The 21,623-nt window shown below is 33.0% G+C and carries 16 protein-coding genes; 5 read left to right on the forward strand and 11 right to left on the reverse strand.

The window, feature by feature from the left end; translation table 11 throughout:
- Positions 1 to 17: 17 nt before the first annotated feature.
- Positions 18 to 2,543 (reverse strand): translocation and assembly module lipoprotein TamL, encoded by a 2,526-nt coding sequence (gene tamL, locus ABD935_RS16370; RefSeq protein ID WP_345193970.1) that lies wholly within the window; start codon positions 2,541 to 2,543, stop codon positions 18 to 20.
- A 199-nt stretch (positions 2,544 to 2,742) separates the two neighbouring features.
- Between tamL and ABD935_RS16375 the strand changes: the two genes are divergently transcribed.
- Positions 2,743 to 3,477, forward strand: coding sequence for a TrmH family RNA methyltransferase (locus tag ABD935_RS16375; protein WP_345193972.1), 735 nt, complete (start codon positions 2,743 to 2,745; stop codon positions 3,475 to 3,477).
- Positions 3,478 to 3,549: 72 nt separating this feature from the next.
- Here the strand turns inward: ABD935_RS16375 and porT are convergent, their stop codons facing one another.
- Entirely contained in the window at positions 3,550 to 4,281 is a 732-nt protein-coding gene (gene porT, locus ABD935_RS16380; RefSeq protein ID WP_345193974.1) for a type IX secretion/gliding motility protein PorT/SprT, read from the reverse strand.
- A 4-nt stretch (positions 4,282 to 4,285) separates the two neighbouring features.
- Positions 4,286 to 5,011: a bifunctional demethylmenaquinone methyltransferase/2-methoxy-6-polyprenyl-1,4-benzoquinol methylase UbiE gene (ubiE, locus tag ABD935_RS16385; protein WP_345193976.1), complete on the reverse strand. Its 726-nt coding sequence runs from the start codon at positions 5,009 to 5,011 to the stop codon at positions 4,286 to 4,288.
- Positions 5,012 to 5,149: 138 nt separating this feature from the next.
- Between ubiE and trkA the strand changes: the two genes are divergently transcribed.
- Positions 5,150 to 6,505: a Trk system potassium transporter TrkA gene (gene trkA, locus ABD935_RS16390; protein WP_345193978.1), complete on the forward strand. Its 1,356-nt coding sequence runs from the start codon at positions 5,150 to 5,152 to the stop codon at positions 6,503 to 6,505.
- A gap of 82 nt (positions 6,506 to 6,587) precedes the next feature.
- Entirely contained in the window at positions 6,588 to 8,015 is a 1,428-nt protein-coding gene (locus ABD935_RS16395; protein WP_345193980.1) for a TrkH family potassium uptake protein, read from the forward strand.
- 119 nt (positions 8,016 to 8,134) lie between these two features.
- Here ABD935_RS16395 and ABD935_RS16400 read toward each other — a convergent pair whose 3' ends face one another.
- Positions 8,135 to 9,319, reverse strand: coding sequence for a pyridoxal phosphate-dependent aminotransferase (locus tag ABD935_RS16400; RefSeq protein ID WP_345193983.1), 1,185 nt, complete (start codon positions 9,317 to 9,319; stop codon positions 8,135 to 8,137).
- Positions 9,320 to 9,347: 28 nt separating this feature from the next.
- On the reverse strand, positions 9,348 to 10,442 hold the full coding sequence (locus ABD935_RS16405) for a fatty acid desaturase family protein (RefSeq protein WP_345193987.1): 1,095 nt from the start codon (positions 10,440 to 10,442) through the stop codon (positions 9,348 to 9,350).
- Positions 10,443 to 10,674: 232 nt separating this feature from the next.
- Here ABD935_RS16405 and rsmG point away from each other — a divergent pair, with 232 nt between their 5' ends.
- Positions 10,675 to 11,304, forward strand: a complete 630-nt coding sequence (rsmG, locus tag ABD935_RS16410; protein WP_345193989.1) for a 16S rRNA (guanine(527)-N(7))-methyltransferase RsmG — start codon at positions 10,675 to 10,677, stop codon at positions 11,302 to 11,304.
- Here the strand turns inward: rsmG and ABD935_RS16415 are convergent, their stop codons facing one another.
- Positions 11,305 to 12,264 (reverse strand): tetratricopeptide repeat protein, encoded by a 960-nt coding sequence (locus tag ABD935_RS16415; protein WP_345193991.1) that lies wholly within the window; start codon positions 12,262 to 12,264, stop codon positions 11,305 to 11,307.
- Between the two features lie 297 nt (positions 12,265 to 12,561).
- On the opposite strand from ABD935_RS16415, the gene ABD935_RS16420 reads away from it, so the two are divergent.
- Positions 12,562 to 17,562 carry a DUF8202 domain-containing protein gene (locus ABD935_RS16420; protein WP_345193993.1) on the forward strand — a complete coding sequence of 1,667 codons (5,001 nt, stop codon included), beginning with the start codon at positions 12,562 to 12,564 and terminating at the stop codon, positions 17,560 to 17,562.
- Positions 17,563 to 17,568: 6 nt separating this feature from the next.
- On the opposite strand, the gene ABD935_RS16425 is transcribed toward ABD935_RS16420, so the two are convergent.
- The 5 genes from ABD935_RS16425 to ABD935_RS16445 form a co-directional block, all read right to left on the reverse strand.
- Positions 17,569 to 17,916: a VOC family protein gene (locus tag ABD935_RS16425; protein ID WP_345193995.1), complete on the reverse strand. Its 348-nt coding sequence runs from the start codon at positions 17,914 to 17,916 to the stop codon at positions 17,569 to 17,571.
- 172 nt (positions 17,917 to 18,088) lie between these two features.
- Entirely contained in the window at positions 18,089 to 19,396 is a 1,308-nt protein-coding gene (gene nqrF, locus ABD935_RS16430; protein WP_345194015.1) for an NADH:ubiquinone reductase (Na(+)-transporting) subunit F, read from the reverse strand.
- 1 nt (position 19,397) lies between these two features.
- The gene (nqrE, locus tag ABD935_RS16435; RefSeq protein ID WP_345193997.1) at positions 19,398 to 20,108 is read right to left on the reverse strand and encodes an NADH:ubiquinone reductase (Na(+)-transporting) subunit E; all 711 of its coding nucleotides are present in this window, start codon (positions 20,106 to 20,108) and stop codon (positions 19,398 to 19,400) included.
- A gap of 117 nt (positions 20,109 to 20,225) precedes the next feature.
- The gene (locus ABD935_RS16440) at positions 20,226 to 20,873 is read right to left on the reverse strand and encodes an NADH:ubiquinone reductase (Na(+)-transporting) subunit D (RefSeq protein ID WP_345193999.1); all 648 of its coding nucleotides are present in this window, start codon (positions 20,871 to 20,873) and stop codon (positions 20,226 to 20,228) included.
- Between the two features lie 3 nt (positions 20,874 to 20,876).
- Positions 20,877 to 21,623 carry a Na(+)-translocating NADH-quinone reductase subunit C gene (locus ABD935_RS16445; protein WP_345194001.1) on the reverse strand — a complete coding sequence of 249 codons (747 nt, stop codon included), beginning with the start codon at positions 21,621 to 21,623 and terminating at the stop codon, positions 20,877 to 20,879.

A 21,623-nucleotide genomic window follows, 5' to 3' on the forward strand; every position in this document is an offset into this window, starting at 1 on the left:
TATAGTGTGTTAAAGATTTAGAATGGATAGTTTATTCCTATGTTGTATACGGCGTTAGCGAAATTATAATCATTAAACCACCTGTTTTCATCTCTATATGAAGGGTCGTAGGTTTTGAAACCAATATCAAAACGGAACACAAAAAAGCTAAAATCGTAACGTAAGCCAAATCCTGAACCTATAGCTATGTCTTTTAAGGAGTCAAAATTATTAAAAGTTGCTCTTTCTTCTTCAACATTATCCAATACATTCCAGATATTACCAGCATCTATAAACAGGGCACCGTTTAAATCTCCAAATATATTAAAACGTTGTTCTAAACTTAATGCGAATTTTAAATTGGCTTCATTAAACTCGTTAGTGGTTTCAGAACTTCCAGGTCCTAGACTATAAGGGTTCCATGCACGATTGTCATTAGGTCCTCCTGCAAAAAAACTTTTAGAAAACGGGATGCTGTTAGAATTACCATAAGGAAGAGCAATGCCTAAAAAACTCCTCATAGCAAGCACGTTTCTTCTACCTAATTCCCAGTGTTTTACATAATCAAATTCCGTTTTTACATATTGCGAAAAGGCGACATTGAATATTTCATAACGACCATTACTGTCTTTTTTAAGACCTATAATTTTTGACGCGCTTGATAGTAAATTTCCAGCCAATTCTAGCTTAAACCGAAATATAGAAAAGTCGTTGTCAAATAGATTTGTGCGTTCATCATTTATAAAATTGTAGCTTGAAGATAAAATCAAGTTGTTTTCAATTAACCGTTGTTTACGCTCTTCAATACCTGAAACGGTCTTGTAATCTGAATCGTTTGAAGTTAATGACGTGCTATTGGTTAAAACATCATTTATGAAGCTATCAGCTTCGTTTACAGGATTGTCTGAATTTGGAATATTTAATGTGGCATCATCATCAATATAATCAATATCTCTAGCTACTCGATTCAGGGCGTTAAATGAGTTGCTATACACATCAAAATAGTTGCCTGTATTAAGATTTCGAACGTATTGAATGTTGAATACATCTAATCGATTTGTGACTTTATCATTGGGGTGCCAATTGTAATTAAAAATACCACTAAATGTTTGTTTGTCTAAACCTATGTTAGTTTGACTGGTTGTTGCTAAACTAATTCGGGTACTTGGCAACATATATTTAGGGATGATACCCTCAGTATAAAACGGTGAAAATAATCTTGGAATAGTTAGTTTTAAATCGACTCCAAATTCGTTAATATCAAAAAACGGGTCATCTTCTTCTTTTCCATCTTTAGAAGCACCAATAGAACCAATGGCAGATATTTCTAGTGTTTCGGCACCTTTAAAAATGTTCCGTATAAGCAAACTAGGATTTAGTGAAAATCCAACCGATTGAATATTGCTTTGAGATACATCTGCACTAAACCCTAAATTGAATTTTTTCAAGGGTGTTAATCTAATAGTATCTGTAAGTGTGTTATCTAAATTTTCAATATATTCAATATTTGGGTACTTAAAAGTTCGCAACTCATTTAAGTGCCTATAGGTTCTTGTTCTGTCTATATCTTTAAAAATACCGCCAGTATTAATAAATACAGCATCTGTTAACGCTTTTGGTCTGTAGCGCATTTTATTGTAACTGTATAATTTGTAACCGTTGTAGGATATGGAGTCTTGAAATGGTTTTCCTCTGTTTTCAAACGTGTAATCGGTTATGATGTTTACATCTCTAATTTTATAAATTTCAAAAGGCTCATGTCTAACAGAATCTTCCGTCCTTATGAGCCTATCTTGAATTTTTATATCAATATTTACTTTTTTATTGGTGCCAATGGTATCCATTTCAAAAGTAATATAGTCTTGTTTGAAATGATACACTCCAGAGTTGCGTAATTCACTCGAAATTCGTTCACGTTCTAGGTCGATGTTTGTCGTCTTGTATTGGTTGTAACGTTTTATTAAGCCATTTTTTCGAATGTTCTTGTAAAGTTTGTCAACAATAGGCGATTTTATAGTTTCAGAAATTGAATCTATGACAAACGCATTGCCAGTTTCAACGTTATACTCAACCGTTGCACGTTTGTTGTCATTTTCAGTAATGCCGTAATTTGACTTAACATCAAACCAACCATTATTTATATAGTAGTCTTGAATACGACTTACAGATTTTTTAGTTCTTTCTTCACTTACAATAGTAGGAGCTTCTCCAATTTTTTTCAACCATTGGTTAAACCCTAAAGCAGACTCCTTTATTTTATCAACTTGTTTTTTTGAGAATCTTCTTTTTAAGCGTTCTCTGCGTTTGGGGTTTTTATCTAGCCAAGCTTCAAAAATTGAATCTCTATTTGGTCGAGCCGTATTATATATATGTAAGCGAAGCGGAATGCCTAAAAGCGGGATTTTACTATTAGGTTTTTGGTATATTAGATTGTTTATAGTTTCAGATTTATGTTTTTCTCCATTAATAATCACTGTATTAGCCGTAAGCACGTGTTCATCTTCTGCAACTCGTTTTACGGCATTACATGACGTGAAACATTTTAAAAAGCATATTAAAATCAATATTTTCGAGAGCTGTCGTTTCAAATGAAAATTATAATTAATTCTGGTTATATCCTTTAAGGTTTTGATTAAAATAAAAGCACTAATGACAAACTGCTATCATAGGCTCAAAAATACATTAAAAAATATTTAAATAATTTATGTCCTTGCTAATCTTACTAATAATTTCTTTTCTTTATAAAAAATTAATAAAGATTGCATGCTAACAAAAAGCCAAATAAGATTAATAACCAGTTTAAAGCACAAAAAATATAGACAACAACATGGATTTTTTGTTGTTGAAGGTATAAAAACAATAAAAGAACTGCTACAATCAAATTGGATGCTTCATGCTTTATATACGACTGAATCATTCAATAACAGTGCCAATCCCAATAACTATCGGGATGAAGTTTTAATTTCAGAAAAGGATTTAAAACGAATTAGTTTTTTAACAACACCTAATAAAGCTTTGGCTATTTTTAAAATTCCAGAACCAAAACCCATTGATGATTCAGGACTTATAGTAGCTCTTGATGACATAAGAGACCCTGGGAATTTAGGAACTATTATTAGGCTTTGCGATTGGTTTGGGATAAAAGATTTGGTTTGCAGTAGAGAAACGGCTGATTGTTTTAACCCAAAGGTTATTCAAGCAACAATGGGTTCAATCACTAGAGTTAATATTAGTTATGTGGATTTGGCTGTGTTTTTAAAGGAAAGCGAAACGCCTATTTATGGTGCTTTCATGGAAGGCGAAACGGTTTATACTAAAAATTTATCTCAAAAAGGTATTTTGGTTATGGGGAATGAAGCCAATGGCGTTTCTAAAGAAATTGAAACCTACATTAATGAAAAAGTTGCTATTCCAAGATTTGGAGATTTACAAGCTACCGAAAGTTTAAATGTAGCAACCGCAACAGCTATTTTATTGAGTGAGTTTAGAAGAGGTTAGTTGTTAAGTTGTAAGCTGTTTAGCTTTAGGCTGATTTTTCGACTTTAAAACAAACAACTAAACGACAAACTTTTATTGAAATGTAAAATTAACAAAAATCCCCCGCGTTTTCATGCTCGCAATATTGCTTGTCCAAGGACTATTTGGGTCTTCATCTCTAACCAATTCATCATTCATTCCAAAAAGACCTCTAATGGAAGGCGTGAATTTGAAGTTGTATAAATAAAAATCAATTCCAAAACCCAGCTCATAAAATATAGAGTTTTTGATCGTTCTGAATTGCCCATTTTTGTTATCCTCTGGATTATCCTCGTTACTTGAAAGGTTTAAAGCTGTAGAGAAACCACCAACAATAAAGGGCTTGAAATTATTAATACGCTTTGTAGAAATTTTAACCAGTAATGGAATATGTATATAGGTGGATTTTACCTCTCTAATCAAATCAGAAGTTTTTACATCTGGAACACCATCAAAATAGGATTCGCTATAATATAATTCTCTGGTTGTAATTAGTAAACCAGGCTCTAAACGTAAATCTATAAAGCTATTTACCCTTAAGTTCCCTATCAAGCCTACATTAAAACCAGGGCTTCTTAGAACATAAATATCACGTAAATCATTATTATAATCAAAATTGAAATCATAATTACTAATCCCTAAAAAATAACCCCATCGCAATAATTTATTATCCGTAGAACCACGCCCTTGATTGGCATCATAGATTACTTTTTCTTTCTTAAAAAGCTGGGCATTACTCGTTTCAATGATGAATAAAAATGATATTAATGCAAAAAAGTATTTCATACTATTACTTAGATGATTTGTAAATTGTTGCCACACCAAAAGTTTGTGGAAAATCTTCAACATTAATAAACCCCATTTTACGTAAAATATTGTTTAGCGCTTCCCCATAAGGAAAAACAGATGCCGATTCGCATAAATATTTGTAAGCACTTCTATCTTTTGAAAAGGCTCTTCCAATCAATGGTAATATATTTTTTGTGTAGAAATTATAGCCTTGTTTATAAGGCGTCTTATCGGGCATTGATGTTTCTAAAATAACAAATACTCCGTTTGGTTTTAGTACTCTGTAAATTTCTTTTAGCCCATTTTCCAAGGTTTCAAAATTACGAACACCGAAGGCAACGGTAATGGCATCAAAGGTATTGTCCTTAAAAGGCATGTTTTCAGAATCTCCTAAAACCATTTCTATTTTTGATTCTAAACTTTTCGTTTTAATTTTTTCTTTGCCAATATCTAACATGCCGCTACTAATATCTAAACCAACAATTTTACTGGCATTAGTTTCGGCTAAATTAATAGCCAAATCTCCAGTTCCTGTAGCGATATCTAAAATCCTATCGGGATTAGATTCTTTAACTAATTTAACTACTTTTTTTCGCCATTTAATATCTATTCCAAAAGAAATTACACGATTTAATCCGTCATAATCACCAGAAATGGTATCAAACATTTTGGTAACCTGTTCTTTTTTACCTAAATCGCTGTTTTTGTATGGCTTTACTTTTGTCAAATCATAAAAATTTTGAGCAAAGATAACCTTTTAGAAAAGTTTTACATAATTAGATTTCTAATTATTATAATCATTCGATTTTGATTAGCAATATTTATTTTATAGTATATTTGTTATACTTTTTATGATAGTTAAATAATGAAAATAATTATTGCAGGTGCTGGTGAAGTTGGATTTCATTTAGCAAAATTACTCTCTTACGAATCTCAAGAAATAACCTTAATTGACCCCAATAAAGATAGTCTCATGTATGCAGATTCTCATTTAGATATTAAGGTTTTAAAAGGAGATGCAACTTCTATTAGGATATTAACTGAAGCAAAAGTAAGTACCGCTGAATTGTTTATTGCAGTAACATCGTCTCAATCTACCAATATTACAGCTTGCGTATTGGCTAATCAACTTGGCGCAAATAAAACTATTGCAAGAATATCTAATACTGAATTTATTGATTTTAAAAACAAAGGAGGATTTACCAAATTTGGAATTGACGAATTGATTTCTCCAGAACAATTGGCAGCAAAAGAAATTGAGCTCTTATTGAATCAATCTGTTTTTAATGACACCTATGAGTTTGAAAATGGAGCGTTAACCATGTTAGGTTTAAACCTTACAAATCCAGCTCAGATTATAGGAAAGACCGTAAGAGAAGCGGCTCAAATGTTTCCAAATGTGCACTTTGTACCAATAGCTATTCAGCGTTTTGGTTCGCATCTAACAACTATTCCTAGAGGAGACACCATGCTTACCGAAGGGGATCACGTGGTTTTTATTACATCTAAAGGCGGGGACGAAGAGTTATGTAAATTGGCAGGACTTTTTAAAACTGAAATTAAAAATGTCATGATTCTTGGAGGCGGAAGAATAGGAAGAAAAACAGCAAAGGGCTTAACTAAAACACAAGGAAGGTTTAATGTGAAATTAGTTGAAAATGATAAAGAACGTGCTTTTGAATTGGCCGATCGTTTGCCCAATACCTTAATAATTAATGCAGATGGAAGGAATGTAGAATTATTAGAAGAAGAAAATATATCCGAAATGGATGCCTTTATTGCGGTTACTGGAAATTCTGAAACTAATATTATTTCTAGCCTTGTGGCAAAAAATAGAGGTGTTAAAAAAACCATTGCTTTAGTAGAAAACATGGATTATTTTGAACTTTCTCATTCCATAGGGATAGACACTTTAATTAATAAAAAACTTTTAGCTGCAAATAGTATTTTTAGATATATAAGAAAGGGAGATGTTGTTGCCATGACAAAACTAAGTAGTATGGATGCTGAGCTTTTAGAGTTTATTGTAAATCCAAATTCAAAAATTTGTGATAAAGTAATCAAGTCCATTAATTTCCCTCTCACAGCAATTATTGGCGGTGTAATAAGAGATGGCGATGGCATGCTTGCTCTTGGTGACTTTAAAATTATAGCTGGAGATAGAGTTGTTGTTTGTTGTTTACCAACCTCAATTAAAAAAGTCGAAAGTTTTTTCTATTAGCCTAATTTAAACCTGCGTGAAACTAAACTATAGAATTATTGTCCACTTTTTCGGTTTGCTGTTATTATTCAATGGTGGATTTATGCTTATCTCCGCACTTGTAAGTTTTATTTATAAAGACGGCATTACATTAAATTTAGTTCTTTCAGGTGTTTTAGTGTTAGTTTTAGGCACTATTTCCATGTTGTCTTCATTGAAACATAAAAAAGAAATGAATAGACGCGAAGGTTATGTGGTTGTAGCATTTGGCTGGATTATCATGACGCTTTCTGGAACTATTCCATATTTGTTTACTGGAGCAATTCCTAGCTTTACCAATGCGTTTTTTGAAACCATGTCAGGATACACCACAACGGGTGCCTCTATAATAAATGATATTGAAGCCATGCCAAAAGGTATTTTATTTTGGCGCAGTTTAACCCATTGGATTGGGGGTATGGGTATTATTGTTCTCGCTATTGCCATTTTACCATTATTGGGCATTGGGGGTATGGAATTATTTGCTGCAGAAGCCCCAGGACCAAGTGCTGATAAATTACATCCTAGAATTACAGATACTGCAAAACGATTATGGCTTATTTATTTTGGATATACCGCCGCTGAAACTATTTTATTACAAGTTGCTGGCATGTCGTTTTTTGATGCTGTTAATCATGCTATGTGTACGCTTTCAACAGGTGGTTTTTCTACTAAAAATGCAAGTGTTGCCTACTGGAATGGGCAACCAATAATTCAGTACATCATTATCTTGTTTATGTTTTTAGCAGGCACAAATTTTGTATTGAGCTACTTTGCGTTTAAAGGAAAAGTTCAGAAAATAATACATGATGAAGAGTTTTTGCTTTATTTTAAATTTATTACTGTATTTACGGTTATTGCTGCATTAATCATTTATTTTAAGGCAGATGTTTCGGCATCATCTGTAGCCCATCCTATGGTTTGGGGAGAAGCCGAAAGTGCTTTTAGGCATGCCTTGTTTCAAGTAATAGCTGTTATAACCACAACAGGTTTTGTTACTGCGGATTATACCATGTGGGCACCTTTTTTAGTGGTTTTATTTTTCGGACTTATGTTTTTAGGTGGTTCAGCAGGAAGCACATCGGGCGGGGTAAAAGTGGTACGCCATTTAATTTTGATAAAAAATGGTTTTTTAGAGTTTAAACGCACTTTACATCCTAATGCTATTTTACCAGTTCGGTATAATAATAAGGCAATTTCCGGAGATATTGTATTTAATATTTTAGGCTTTTTTATTCTTTATATGTTGTCGTTTATTATTGGCGCCTTAGTGTTTTCTATAATGGGAATAGAATTTGAATCTGCCATAGGTTTAGCAGCATCTACACTAGGCAATGTAGGTCCTGCTTTAGGCGATTTCGGACCAGTAAACAACTATGACACATTACCGCCTTTAGCACAATGGTGGGCTTCTTTTTTAATGCTTATTGGGCGTTTGGAATTGTTTACTGTTCTTATTTTATTTACGCCTTTCTTTTGGCGGAATAGATAGTTGATTTATGGTTGTGCCCAACTTTAATAACAAGAAATATTTATGCAAAAGATTTATTAACTAAAAAAGCCACTAAATTAATTAGCGGCTTTCTTAAAATGTATAATTGTTTTGTTTTTTTAACTCACAACTTCTTTTATACGCTTAATAGCTTCAATAATTTGTTCTTGCGAAGCGGCGTAAGAAATACGGATACAATCAGGATTTCCAAAAGCTTCACCAGTAACGGTTGCCACAAGAGCTTCTTCTAATAGATATAAAGAAAAATCTGTAGCATTGTTTATTTTTTTACCTCTTAATGTTTTTCCAAAGTAATGTGTCACATTTGGGAACACATAAAAAGCACCTTCTGGAGTATTGGTTTTAAAGCCTTCAACATCACTTAATAAATCTAAAATTAAATCGCGACGTACTTTAAACTCGTCAATCATAAATTGAACACGAGAAGGCGATGCGTTTAGCGCCGTAATTACAGCACGTTGCGCAATACAGTTTGCACCACTCGTAATTTGACCTTGCATTTTGTTACAAGCTCTTGCGATTTTTTCTGGAGCACCAATATAACCAATACGCCATCCCGTCATAGCAAAAGCTTTAGAAACGCCGTTTACTGTTATGGTGTTATTGTACATATCGTCAAATTCAGCAATACTAGCATGTCCTTCTCCATAGTTTATATGTTCGTAAATTTCATCTGAAACCACATAAATATTTGGGTGCTTTACTAAAACATCAGCTAATGCTCTTAACTCAGCTCTACTATAAACAGAACCACTTGGGTTACATGGCGAGCTAAACCAAATCATTTTTGTGTTTGGTGTAATAGCGGCTTCAAGTTGAGCTGGAGTCATTTTAAAATCGGTATCAATAGAAGTTTTGACTTCTACTGGTACACCGTCATTCAGTTTTACTATATCAGCATAACTTACCCAGTACGGACAAGGTAAAAGCACTTCATCACCTTCATTAAGCATCACACCAGCAATATTTGCCAAGGCTTGTTTAGCTCCTGTAGAAACTACAATTTGAGGTAATGTATATGTTAAGTTATTGTCGCGCTTAAATTTGGTAATGATAGCTTCTTTTAACTCCACATAACCATCAACAGGTGTATAGGAGTTATAGTTATCATTAATAGCCTGAATAGCGGCTTCTTTAATAAAATCGGGTGTGTTAAAATCTGGCTCGCCTAAGCTTAAGCCAATAATATCTTTTCCTTCGCCTCTAAGTTCTCTTGCTTTCGCAGCCATTGCTAATGTTGCAGACGTAGCCATGTTTAAAATTCTATCAGATAATAATTGCATGTAATTTATTTAAGTGTAAATATGAAGTTTAGGCTAAATTAGGCTTTTGTCCTAACGCCTTTAATTGGTTATAATGTTCTGCTACCGCACCCCAAAAAGTATTATACTCATTGTACGGTAAACTAAATTCGTTAGCTGTATCCTTAACTATTTTTGCTATTTTACTATAATGCACATGACTAATATTGGCAAATAAATGGTGCTCTACTTGTCTGTTTAGTCCACCAGTATAAAATTCTGCCAACCAACTTTTTGGTGAAAAATTAGATGTGGTAAATAATTGATGAATAGCCCAAGTGTTTTTCATGTTACCATCTTGATCCGGTAAAGGCATTTCGGTATTGGGCATAACGTGAGCTAACTGAAATATGACACTTAAAATTATTCCAGCTGTGTAATGCATAACTAAGAAACCAATTAAAACTTGCCACCATGCAAATCCTAATATTAGTGGCAAAACCACCCAAATAGCATAATAAACAATTTTTCCAATAATTAATTTAGTCCACTGCGTGGCAGGAGATGGCATTTTTCCATAAGCCAATTTTCTTTTAAGGTATTTGTATGTTTGTATGAAATCGGTAGTAATAGCCCAATTTGCAGTTAACAAACCATATAAAAAGAAAGCGTAATATTTTTGATATTTATGGATTCTTAACCATTTTGTGTGTTTAGAAAAACGAATAATTCTACCGGCATCAATATCTTCATCATGACCTTGTATATTGGTGTAAGTATGATGTAATACATTGTGTTGTACTTTCCAGTTGTAATCGTTTCCAGCTAAAATATAAATGCTACTGCCCATTAATTTGTTAACCCACTTTTTACTGGAAAAAGAACCGTGATTGGCATCATGCATAACGTTCATGCCTACACCAGCCATACCAATTCCAACAACTACCATTAATAGTATTTGTGCCCAACCAGGTAAATCAATGGTTAAAATTAAAACGACAGGAACAATTAACAAAGCAAACATGATGATTGCCTTGGTATATAATTTCCAGTTTCCAGTTCGTTTTATGTTATTGTCTTTGAAGTAATCGTTAACACGCTTATTTAGCGTTTTAAAAAACTTTGCAGAGTCTTTTCTTGAGAATGAAAGTGCTTGTTTAGCCATGCTATTAACTTTAATATGATTGATAATAATAAATTGCTCATCATACCTGTGGCAAAGATAGGAATAAACCAATTCAATTAATCCCAATTTTTTGTAAAAATATGTACTTAAAAAGTATATTTTTGTTGAAAATTTAACAGAAATGAAATGAGCATAACTAAAATTTTCTATGCGAATAGAGATATTTTCTATGCGAATTCATCTGACCGATTAAATAAAATACACTCAACCGATGAAACTTGTTTTAAAGTACTTTCCCCATCTAACGGAAGATCAAATACATAAATTTAAACAATTAGAATCACTTTATCAAGATTGGAATTTAAAGATTAATGTGGTATCTCGAAAAGATATAGATGAGCTCTATTTGCGCCATGTATTGCACTCATTAGGAATTGCAAAAGTGATATCTTTTAAAGAAGGAAGTAACATTCTTGATGTGGGTACAGGTGGTGGATTTCCTGGGATTCCCTTGGCTATTTTATTCCCTGAATGTTCATTCCATTTAGTGGATAGTATTGCTAAAAAATTAAAAGTGGTAGATGAGGTTGTTCAAGGTTTAGGGCTTACTAATGTAAAAACCACCCATAGTAGAGTAGAAGAAATCGATGGCAAATATGATTTTATTGTAAGTAGGGCAGTAGCTGCCATGCCAACATTTGTACATTGGGTTAAAGGTAAAATTGCTAAAAACCAAAATCATGACCTTAAAAATGGAATATTGTATTTAAAAGGCGGAGATTTGTCTGAAGAGCTCCAAGATTATAAAACCACAACCATTTATAATTTGAGCGATTATTTTTCAGAAGACTTTTATGAAACTAAAAAGGTGGTGCACTTGCCATTAAAGTATCGAGGCTAATCACTTCATTTTTACTAACTGGCTAATATTATTATTAAAGTAGAAATACTGGTTTTGAAACCAATAGGTGTTTGAGTATTGCTGAATATTTGTTATGCTTTTTCCTATTGAAAGAATATCATTAGCTCTATGAAAATTCAATTTAGCATGGTCAGTATCATTTATTTTAAATTGTGCTATGGCAAGACCTAAGTAGGCATCAAAATCTGTTGAGTCGAATTCTATGGCTTTAGAAAAATCTGAAATAGCTTCATTGAATTTCCCTAATAATAAATGTGAGGCACCTCTATAAAAATAGGCATAAGCATTGTTTTTATTTAGTCTTAATGCCATATTAAGGTCATTATTCGCTTTTTCATAATATTTGATATCCATAAAGAACACACCTCTATTGTAATAAGAATCGGCACTTGGTTCAATTAATATAGCCGTTGAGTAATCCTGTAACGCATTCATATAATTTTCTGTAGCTTTATAAGCATGTGCTCTTAGGGTATATGTTTTGGGCTGATTAGGAACAGTTTTTATAACGCTGCTAAAATCTTTTATAGCGGCTTCATAATCACCTAAGTCATATTTAACACATGCAAGGCTGTATAAGGCATCTGTAAAGTTTTCGTCAAGCATAAAAGCTTTGGCATAATCTTCTTTTGCACCTGCAAAATCTTTTATGCTATATCTGGAATTCCCCCTATTATAATAGGTGTCCGCATCAGGTTGATCAACAATTATTTTAGAATAATCAACAATAGCCCCATTATAATCACCTAAATCATTTTTGGCTAGTCCTCTGTAAAAATAGGCATCTAGGTTTTTAGGCTCTAAATCTATAACTTGAGTAAGAAGTGTGATTTTTTGGTTTAAATCTGTTGATCTCATGGCTTTTCGGTATAGCTTATTGGCTTGCCCGAAAGTGAGCAGGGGAACAATGGTGAGTAATGTGAGTATTTGCTTTTTCATTAACAAAACCTAATTCGCAAAAAATATGCCGTTTTTTTAAGCAATAAAGTTAGTATTATTTTTTAAACATTTTAAGCTAGTGTATTTTCTTTTGAATCAATTTTGAAATTGCTACTAATTTTTTGTAGTATATGTCTTTCTGTAATTATTAAAATGTAGGTTTATCTATTCAATACTATGTATTTAATCGATTTTATTTGCTTTATATCGATATTATTGATTATAATTACACATCGGTTTTTAATAAAATTGATAGTCTCTCAATAAAAATTAAAATATAACTAAAGAAATTTTTATATGAGAAAGTATGCCCTAATCAATCTGATTCAAGCTAAACTTCTTGTTTTATTTTTACTAATTAGTACAGTTGGTACTGCCCAAATCATGCAAGTAGAAATTGTTGGCGGATCCGTTGTTGCTCAGGGTTCTACAATTACAATTAATGCTGGTAATAGTTTAGATTTTAGAATTACAAATGTTGAAGGTAGTAATTGTAAAAATTTAAAAATTAAAGGTGTAGATATTACAAATACTACAGATTTTGATATTACACCAAATAATCCTAAAAAAAATATTAAGCCTGCCAGCTGCCCTGGGGGGAAGAAGTTTCTTGATTTCAACATTGAAAATATAAGTTCAGCCTGTACAACCACTAGTACTTTAGTTACTATTGAAATAAAGAATCAAGCGGATTTTACATTTACATTGGAAGTTAATTCATCTCCTGTTATTTCTATTTTAGGAGGAAGTCCATCTGCAGATATTCCTCATGGTTCAACAACTACAATTGCAACTAACGGTACTTATTTTGGTATCGTAAATGAAGGAGCTTCAATAACTAGAAACTTTGTTGTAACAAATACAGGAAGTTGCCCTCTAGATATTACTGGTCTTTCAAGTACAATTGTTACTGGGAGTGGTTTTAGTATAGCTCCTATAATATTAGTACCACCTTTTTATAATCTAGCAACTGCTCAACCACCTACAGTTAGCGTAAGCCCGGGTTCTTTTGTTGTTATCCTTGTTACATTTACTGGGCCTGTAGCTGGTGCAGGTTCTCAAGAGGCTACGATAAATATTTCAAACACGGATAATACTACATATTCTTTTAACGTAGGTGCAGAGATGTTTGATTTTACAGGACCACAACCAGGTGGTGTTTCTGCCGATTTTCGACTTTGGTTAAAAGGTACAAGAGGAGTTTTTAAAGGTGTGGGGCCTAGTTATACGGCCGCAACAGATGGAGATAGCGTGTCGTTGTGGGAAGATATAGGAACTAATGGTAAAGATGCAACACAAACAGTATCCGCTAATCAGCCAACATATTCAGATTCAGCTACAGATAATATCAATTTCAATCCGGTTATTAAGTTTGAAAATGATGGAGCAACTTTAGAACAATATTTAGAAAATACAGCTAATGGTTTTTATAGTCAGGATATTTTTATTGTTATGATACCTGATGCCCCTATGACAAATATATCTTCTGGAAGCACCATTTTTGCTGGTGTGGATTCAGGAAGTGCTGGAGATATGACAGGTGTAGGATTTGGCGATTATTCATCACGTTTTACTAATGAAGTGATTTCATACAATCAAGATATTCCTTCACCTTCTGGGACATATTATGGAGAGGCAGAAATAAGTACAAGTAAATCATATTCTATAGCTAGTATTATAAATGTTAGAAATGATGCCGATACATCTCCAACTGGTCAAGAAATATTATATAATTCCAATTTGTTAACAACTACCACTGTTGATGATTCAGGTTTTACTAATGTCGGATTTATTGATACGGCACCAGATCCAGATGTTGTTAATGGAACTGAATACTGGATAGGTAGAAATTATGATGTACAAGGGAGTTTAAATGGTAGAGTAGCTGAAATATTTACTTTTGCTGAACGTGTAACAGATGCTGATCGTCAAAAAATAGAATCTTATTTAGCCATAAAATATGGAATTACATTAGGAACTTCAACTGAAGCCGAAAAAAATTATATCAATTCATTTGATGGTATAGTTTGGGATATTACTGCAGACTCAGGAGATTATAATTATCATGTAGCTGGTATAGGTAGAGATGATAATTCAGATTTAAACCAAAAACAATCAAAATCTTTAAATATTACAAATGAAGTTACTATTGGATTAAATGGTGTATTCTCTAAGAATAGTTCTAATACTAATGAATTTAATGAAGATGGCGATTTCTTAGTTTGGGGTAGTAATAATGCTGCTTTTACAGGAGCTAGTACTAATAATGTAACCATTGCTTCTGGAATTACAACATCATTGACACGAATCGACAGGAAATGGAGAATAGTAGAGTCTATTAAAACAGGCTCTGGGGGTGATGTTGAAAATGTATTTGTTTCAATACCTTCTGCAGCTTTTAGTAGTTTTACTTTAGGTACAGATGAAGAATATGCTTTAATAGTAGCAGATAATGCAAATTTTGCCAATAGTGATATTATAGACGTTATTCCACTTCGGTCCGAAGATGCTGGAGTAACACTCCAAACCTGGTACGATTTTGATGGTACAAAATATTTTACTTTTGGAAAAGTAACTAAAAAAGCTGAAAACCATTCAGTAAGTTTTGCAACTGGAGACTATATGGTAGGTGAGTATGCTTTGAATTTAAATATAGATGCCTTTACTATTTCTGCATGGGTTAAAAGTGCCTCTAGTGCTAGTACAAGAACCTTAATGTCTAAAGGCGAAAAATTACAAATTAGGTTAAATGGTTCGGATCAAGTTGAGGTTATCGTTGATGATCCTTCAAATCCAAGATTTACTTCAACAATGGCTTTGAATGATGGGAAATGGCATCAAATTTCATTTGTATATAAAAGTGGGACCGTATTTTTATATATAGATGGGGTGTTGGATAAATCTGAACAAGATGTGGAACCACCTACTCCAAATTTTAATAGATTTTCATTAGGTGCTTTATACATAGATAAAAATACTATAAGCAACCCTTTTTTAGGTGAAATTGATGAAGTCTATGTTTGGGATCAAGGACTTACTCAGAATCAAGTAAGGTATCTTATGAATCAGGAAATAGAACGATTTGATATTAGCGGAACCGACTATGTAAATGATAAAACACTCCATCAGTCAGCTTCTAGTAATGAAGTGTCTTCAATCCCTTGGAGTAATCTTAAAGCTTATTATGATTTTAATTCATTTTACGGATCTACAGTTGAGGGTTTAACAGATGATAGAAATTATATAAGACTAAAATATTTAGATAAAGATAAATCTTTAATTGATGCACAAACTACCCCATTGCCATATATTTCTGCGGCAAATGGAGCTTGGGATGCAGCAGCTACATGGACTAATAGTGCAGATCAAGTTATACCTAACTCATTAAGTTTAGACGGGACAACCATTATAGATTGGAATATTGTTGAAACGTCTCATGATATAACTTCTGGAGATAGAGATATTTCACTTTTAGGATTAATACAAACAGGTGGTATAATTACCATTGCTGATCCTGTTGATACACAAGACGAAACAAATTCAGGACAAGGCTTAACTATTTCGCATTATCTAGAATTGGATGGTGTTATTGATTTAGTCGGAGAATCTCAATTAGTGCAATCAGAAGGCAGTATAATTGATGCAGATAGTGGTGGCTATATTGAAAGAGACCAACAAGGCACAGCCAATGGGTATAATTATAATTATTGGTCATCATCTGTAGGGCCAATTGGAGGTAATATTGCAACAAGAGGATCGGGAGCGCCAGCTACTAACACTAATTATTCTATTAGTGGTGTTATAAATGACGGAACACTGTCTGCATTTTATCAAAGTCTTTTATATAGTTCATCTCCTGATGGCAGCGGCTCTATTCCGCCTCCAGGTTTAGCAAGAACTATTAGTACGGCTTGGTTGTATAAATTTTATGGTGCCGCAGATAATTATTATGCATGGGCAAAGATAGATGAAACATCACCTTTGCTTGTAGGTGAAGGCTTTACAATGAAAGGAACATCTGGGGCAGTATCAATTTCAGCCGAACAAAATTATGTATTCAAAGGGTTGCCATATAATGGAAATATAACTTTAGAATTAGATAAAACCTTAGGTGATGTTGAGCGATTAATTGGAAACCCATATCCATCAGCCATTGATGCTACAGAGTTTATTTTGGATAATATGAGTATTGCAGATGGTGGAAACAATGCAACTGGAACTATTTTTAATGGAGCTTTATACTTTTGGGATCACTTTGGTGAAGAAAATAGTCATAATTTAGGAGACTATGTTGGTGGTTATGCCACCAGAAATTTAACAGGTGGTGCAGTCGCTATTTCAAACGACTCTAGGATTAATAGCACATCAAATGCAGGAAGTGCTGCAGTAGGAACAAAAGTTCCAGGGGAATATATCCCTGTTAATCAAGGGTTCTTTGTATCAACGGCTTTGGATGGTTTTGACAACGATAATAGCACACCATTATTAACAGTTGATGGTGGTGATATTGTATTTAAAAATAGTCAACGGGTTTTTGCAACAGAAGATGGATCAACATCTTTATTTCTAAAATCACGAAGTAAAAAAGAAAGCAAGTCCATAACTTCAACTAAAGATGATACACCTAGGATTAAACTTATATATAGTTCTCCATTAGGGTATCACAGACAAATAGTTATAGGTGCAGATATAAATGCCTCTATAGATTTTGATATGGGATATGATGCCTTTATGGCCGATGTAGGCGAAGAGGATATGTATTGGACTTTTAATGATAACAAGTTTGTTATTCAAGGCGTTGATAAATTTGATGAAAATCAAGAATTCTCTTTAGGGTTAATCGTTAAAGAAGCTGGAATTGCTAGGATTAAAGTTGATGAGTTGGAAAATATCGATGATAGTATGTTGTTGTTCATTAAAGATAAAATTACAGGTGAAACTTATAATATTAATAATGATTCCTTTGATGTTTTTTTAGAATCAGGAAGTTATAATGATAGATTTAATCTCGTTTTCCAGCAGAGTAATGGTAAATTAAATTTAAATGAGATTGATCATATTAATAATTATGTAACGGTTTACTACGATGTAACATCCTCTGAATTGAAAATATTGAATAAGAATAACATGTATTTATCAAGTATAGATTTGTATAATATTTTAGGGCAAAATATAAAATCGGTGAAGTTGAATTCCTCTAAAGATGAATCCATCGAAATAAACACCTCATCTGGAGCTTATATTATTAAAATTAATACAGAAAATGGAGAGCTAAACAAAAAAATAATTATTGAATAGTAATACTTAGTTTAATATATCAGACCAAACAGCCAATTCATTTCCCGTTGGATCTATGAATTGAAATCGTCTTCCACCAGGAAAGGAAAAGATGTCTTTTGAAATTTCACCACCACACTCAATAATTTTTGTCTTTATGTTGTCTAGGTTTTTATGATATAAAACAACAAGTGCTCCGTTAGTGATTTTACCATCTCTTTTTTCAAATCCACCTTCCAGACCGCTATTAGAAAATGCAACATAATCAGTTCCATAATCTGTAAATTCCCAACCAAAAGCTTTATTGTAAAATGTTTTTATAGTTTCAAGGTTATTGGCGTATAATTCAATATAATTTATGTGGTTGTTCTTCATTTTTAGTGAAAATTAAAATGTTCTATAAAGCTATTGATTTTTTTGTTTAACAATGAAAATAAATAATATTGATTATCAGGTTTAAATGAGTTCTTTATATAAAAAATAAACCCAACACTTTCGTATTGGGTTTTATATTTATTATGCCAATTTACTTAATGGCGATTATCGGCTAGCCTCCAAAATCATCAAATCTAATATGTTCATCTGGGATACCAAAATCTTCTCCCATTTTCTGAACGGCTTTGTTCATTAATGGTGGTCCACAGAAATATAATTCTATATCTTCTGGTGACTCGTGTAAACTTAAATAATTATCTATAACACAATTATGAATGAATCCTACAAATCCATCACCTGGCGCATCAACATTTTCTTTTACTTTCCAGTTGTCTTCTTCCATTGGTTCAGACAAGGCTAAATAGAATTTAAAATTAGGGAAGTCTTTTTCTAATTTATAAAAATGATCTAAGTAGAATAGCTCACGTTTAGAACGCCCACCGTACCAATACGTAACTTTACGTCCAGTTTTTAGGGTTCTGAATAAATGATATAAGTGCGAGCGCATTGGTGCCATACCAGCACCACCACCAACATAAAGCATTTCACTTTCCGACTCATTGATAAAGAATTCACCGTAAGGTCCAGAAATAGTTACTTTATCACCTGGTTTTTGATTAAATATATAAGACGATGCTATACCTGGATTTACATCCATCCAGCCACCTTTGACTCTGTCAAAAGGCGGACAAGCCACACGTACATTGAGCATGATTTCACGTCCCTCAGCTGGGTACGAAGCCATAGAATATGCGCGTTCAATAGTTTCGGTGTTTTTCATTACCAATGGCCATAATTTAAACTTATCCCATTCTTCTTGAAATTTATCTGGAGTTTCATGTTCTTCTGGGTGTGCTGTAATATCCATGTCTGAATATTTAACTTCACATGGTGGAATTTCAATTTGAATATACCCACCTGCTTTATATCCCATGTCTTCAGGGATTTCAACAACAAACTCCTTAATAAATGAAGCTACATTATAATTACGCACTACAACGGCTTCCCATTTTTTAATACCAAACACTTCTTCTGGAATGGTAATATCCATGTCTTGTTTTACTTTTACTTGACATGATAAACGTGCTCCGTGTTGTAATTCTTTTCTTGAAAAGTGAGGTGTTTCCGTAGGCAAAGCTTCTCCACCTCCAGATAATACGTGGCATTCACATTGAATACATGTACCACCACCACCACAAGCTGATGGTAAGAATATTTTTTGAGCACCTAAAGTAGATAATAAACTACCTCCTGAGGCCACTTCTATTTCACGTTCACCATTAATGGTAATTTTTACTGGACCCGATGGTGACAATTTTTGTTTTACAACTAATAGTAGTGCAACTAATGACAACGTAATAATTAAAAACGCTATTACTGTTGTTATGACTGTTCCTAATGTACTTGCGGCTAATATCATATTACTCATTTACTTTTATGTTGTTAGCTATCACTTCTTTTTTATCTTCAGAATCAACTTTAACAGTCTTTTCTTCTATAACTGCTTCTTCATCTCCTCCTGTTAACATACCACCAAAACTCATAAATCCAATGGCCATTAAGCCAGTAATGATAAATGTAATTCCCAATCCTCTTAATGCAGGTGGTACATTTGAATATCTAATTTTTTCACGAATAGCTGCAATAGCTAAAATGGCTAAAAACCATCCTATTCCTGAAGCTATTCCATAATTAAAAGCCAAACCTAATGTTGGGATTTCACGAGATTGCATAAATAAAGACCCTCCTAAAATGGCACAGTTTACCGCAATAAGTGGTAAAAAGATACCTAATGAATTGTATAATGATGGTGAAAACTTCTCAACCACAATTTCTACTAATTGTACCATGGTCGCTATAGTTGCAATGAACATGATAAAAGATAAGAAGCTTAAATCATATGACGCAAACTCTTCTCCTAACCAAGATAAGGCTCCTGGTTGTAAAAGATACTGATCTAGTAACCAGTTTAAAGGTACCGTTATTGCCAGTACAAAAATAACAGCAGCACCAAGACCAACAGCTGTGCTTACCTTTTTAGAAACCGCTAAGTATGAACACATTCCTAGGAATGTAGCAAATACCATGTTATCTATGAATATCGATTTGAAAAATAATTCTATATGTTCCATGTTTTAAGTTATAAGTTCATTAAGTTTTAAGTGCCTAAAGTTTTTCGTTAATTATCATATTTTTTGCCTTTTCAACTTTAAGTATTTAAGGCACTTTATACTTCAAGTACTTTTAAATTAATTATCTTCTATTAATGCTTTGTTTCTACTACGTTGTATCCAAATAATTATACCTACAACAATTAATGCCATAGGTGCCAATAACATAAAACCGTTGTTTTCGTATCCTAGTGCATAAGCGCCAGTTTTTTCAATAGGGTCTCCTAAAACCTTAAATCCTAATAAAGTTCCAGCGCCAAGTAATTCTCTAAAAAAAGCTACTATAATTAAAATAACACCATATCCTAAAGAATTCCCTATGCCATCTAAGAATGAACGCCAAGGTCCATTTGCTAAAGCAAAAGCTTCAAAACGCCCCATAATAATACAGTTGGTAATTATTAACCCAACAAAAACCGAAAGCGTTTTACTTAACTCGTATGCAAATGCTTTTAACACTTGGTCAACAATAATTACTAAAGCTGCTACGACTATTAATTGAACAATAATTCTGATTTTTCCAGGAATGATGTTTCTCATTAAAGAAATAACAACGTTACCAATTCCTAATACAAATAATACAGAAATGGACATTACTATTGCTGCTTCTAATTCAGCCGTAATTGCCAATGCTGAACATATTCCTAATACTTGAATAGTAATAGGGTTATTATCTGCTAATGGATCTTTAATTAATGCTGCGTCTTTTTTTGATAAAAGTCCCATAAATTAATTGTTTTTTAAGTTTTCGAAATAAGATACATATTGTCTTAATTCAGACTTAAGCATTGCTGAAACTCCGTCACCGGTAATCGTGGCTCCTGCAATGGCATCTACTTCGTTATCATTTTTATCTGTATTCTTCGGATCGTTGTTTCCTTTGGCAACAGCAATTCCTTTAAAACTACCATTGTTCATTAAGTTTTCACCAATAAAATCGTCCATAAAATAGCGTTGTTTTATGTTGGCTCCTAGACCTGCTGTTTCTCCTTTGTGATCGAAATAAGCACCTTGAACAACCATATTTTCATCCATAGCAACATACGCCCAAATGGCATCCCATAGTCCTTTGCCTCTAATAGGGGCTATATAAAATGTTTTACCATCCTTGTTTCCAATAAATAATGGTAATTTCCTTTCATTTCCAGCTTTTGCACTAGTCTGTTCTTTCTTAACATCTATTAAGTAAGCTTCAGTATTTTCAGATATGTCATCACCTTGAATAACTAATTGTTTGGTAATGTATTTTGCAAACAATTCTGGAGCTTCATCTGTCGAAACAAAAATGGCACTGCTCTCATCATTTGCATTAACCCCCATAGCATACAAAATATTTTGTTGCTTTTCCAGTCGTTCGTTATTATCAATTTTAGGTCTTAAAGCTGATGCTGTAAACGCTAATAATCCACCAACTACAATTACCATGGCTATGGCAAAAAGTATAGTATATATATTTGAATCCGTTCTGTTACTCAT

This window comes from Algibacter agarivorans (assembly GCF_039543245.1).
GTDB lineage: Bacteria > Bacteroidota > Bacteroidia > Flavobacteriales > Flavobacteriaceae > Algibacter_G > Algibacter_G agarivorans.